The sequence below is a fragment of the Halorubrum sp. AJ67 genome (assembly GCF_000513435.1).
On record NZ_CBVY010000003.1, the window covers coordinates 232399 to 235043 of the forward strand.

The following is a 2645-nucleotide window of genomic DNA, read 5'->3' on the forward strand; positions in this document are numbered from 1 at the left end:
AGGCGGGCGCGACCGCGGCCGGCGACGGCTCCGGCGATCCGGGCGACATCGACTTCGAGGAACCGTTCGACGAGGGGGTCGACGTGCTCTCGTCGCCCGCGGAACGCTCGGAGTCGGGCACGGGGCCCGACGTGAGCGAGGGGTTCGACGCTACCGATTCCGCCGCGGACGACGCCCTCGACGACCGGGACGGACCCGCCGCCGACGAGTCGGACGATTCGGGGGCACCGAACGAGACGGGCGGACCGTCGGAAGCTGACCCTACTGACGCCGACTCGGCCGCCGCTGACTCGGACGAGGGCATCGACGACTGGGGGTTCGGCGAGGTAGAGCCCGCGGAGGACGGGTGACACGATGTCTCTCGTGAGGGCCGAGCCGTGAGCATCGACGTGGACGCGGGCGACGGAAGCCTCGACGCGAACGCGCTCGCGGAGCTGTTCTACCCGGTCTTCGAGCTCCTCTTCGACCCCGACGGCGACTTCGTGGGCGACGTCGAGCGCAAGCTCGTCGAGGCGCGGATGTCGGATCAGGTCGAGATGTACGTCTCGTTGGCGCTCGGCGTCGGCCTGCTGGTCGGCGGGGCGCTCTGGGCGCTCGGCACGCTCGTCGGCTACGGCGTGTTCTCGCTCGGGCTGATCGACCCCGAGACGCTCTCGCTCGGCGCTCCCGCGCCGACGCCGGAGATACGGACGCTGCTCCGCTCGCTCGTCGTGCCGACCGCGGTGCTTCTCAGCGGGCTCATCTTCGGAGTCGATCGGTTTCGCGCTCGGGTTCGGCGGGCTCCTCGCGGTCCCGTACTCCCGGGCCTCGTCGCGGAAGCGGGAGATCAACCTCCTGCTGGCCGACTCCGTCTCGTTCATGTACACCCTCTCCGTCGGCGGACTCAACCAACTCGAAATCCTGCGCGCCATGGCGGCCGCCGAGGACACCTACGGCGAGGTGTCCCGCGAGTTCCAGAGCATCGTCAACGAGACGGAGTACTTCGGCACCGACTACCGCAACGCGATCCGCCAGCAGTCGCTGGAGACGCCCTCCGACGAGCTCTCGCAGTTCCTCGCGGACATGCTCTCTATCGTCAACTCCGGCGGCGACATGGAGGGCTTCCTGAAGGACAAAAAGGAGAAACACCTCCGCACGTCGAAACAGGAGCGCGAGATGACCTTGGAGACGCTGGAGCTGTTCGGCGAGATGTACATGACCCTCTCCTTGTTCCCCCTCCTTCTCATCATCATCCTCGTCATCATGGGGATGATGGGCGAGGCCGACGACCGCCTGCTGTACGCGACCGTCTACGTCCTGATCCCGCTCGTCGGCGTCGGCTTCCTCGTGTTGGTCTCGACGGTGAAACAGGACGAGCCGGGCGACGGCTTCCTCCAGCCGGACGGCGGCAGCGAGCGGCTCCGACAGACGAGCCAGGAGGGACTGTTCCATTTCGGGCTGGTGGAGGCGTTCACCGGGACATTCGGCGTCTTCGACCGCATCCGCGACCGCGAGGGGACCCACAAGACGATGGAGATCCTCTCCGCCCCGCACGTCTTCCTGCGCGAGAACCCCCTGTACACCCTCGCGTTGACCGTCCCCGCGGCGCTCGCCTTGGTCGGCGTCGCTGCCGCGGCCGGCTCGGCCCGACGAGCTCGACGGGTGGATCGACCGCCCGGTGTGGTCGGCGTTCGTCTGGGTGTACGTGCCGCTCTACGTCGTGTTGATACCGCTCGGGGTCTTCTACGAGTGGCACCAGCGCTCGCGGCGGGCGGTGACGGGGAAGCTCTCCGAGACGCTCCGAAAGCTCTCCTCCGCGAACGACACCGGGCAGACGCTGCTCGAATCCGTGCGCACGGTCTCTGAGACGTCGACCGGGAAGCTCGCCGAGGAGTTCGAGGTGGTCCACGCGAAGGTGAACTACGGGATGAGCCTGCGGGACGCCTTGGTCGAGTTCAACAACGCCTACGCGGTGCCGCGGCTCGCCCGGACGGTGAAGCTCATCACGGAGGCGCAGGAGGCCTCCTCGCAGATAACGGACGTGTTGACGACGGCCGCGCAGGCCTCGGAGAACCAGGACGACATCGAGCGCGAGCGCAAGTCCCGGACCCGGATGCAGGTGGCGATCATCGTGATGACGTACATCACGCTGCTCGGCGTGATGGCCATCCTCCAGACGCAGTTCATCGACGTGATGGGCGACCTGGTCTCACAGAGTGGGGGCGGGGACAGCGCGGGCGGCGCGGGGTTCGGCGGCGGCGGCAGCATCGACCCCGAGGTCCTCTCGATGCTGTTCTTCCACGCGGTGACTATCCAGGCAATCCTCTCCGGGTTTATCAGCGGCTACATCCGCGACGCGGAGCTGGTCTCCGGCGTCAAGTTCGCCGTAGTCCTGGTGACGCTCGCATTGGGGGTGTGGATCTATGTCGGGTGAGCGCGGGACGCGGCCGCGGTCAGGAACGCAGTCAGGGAGGTGGACGCTCGACTCTACCGACCGCGCGCAGACCGTCCTCGATTTCGTCGTCGGGATGTCGGTGTTCCTCGTCGCGGTCGGGTTCACCTTCGCGTTCGTCCCGTCGCTGTTGGAGCCGTACGCCGTCGGCGAGGGCGCGACCGTCATCGTCGCCGAGCGGGGCGCGGCGCGGCTCGCGGAGTCGTCGCTCGCC

The 2645-nt window shown here is 68.0% G+C and carries 3 pseudogenes; all 3 read left to right on the plus strand.

The window, feature by feature from the left end:
• Window positions 1-350, plus strand: a pseudogene (locus BN903_RS04660) (secretion system protein E); the annotation flags it as partial.
• 27 nt (window positions 351-377) lie between these two features.
• A pseudogene (locus BN903_RS04665) lies at window positions 378-2413 on the plus strand (type II secretion system F family protein).
• Window positions 2403-2645: pseudogene (locus BN903_RS17190) on the plus strand (hypothetical protein); the annotation flags it as partial. The pseudogenes BN903_RS04665 and BN903_RS17190, both read left to right, overlap by 11 nt.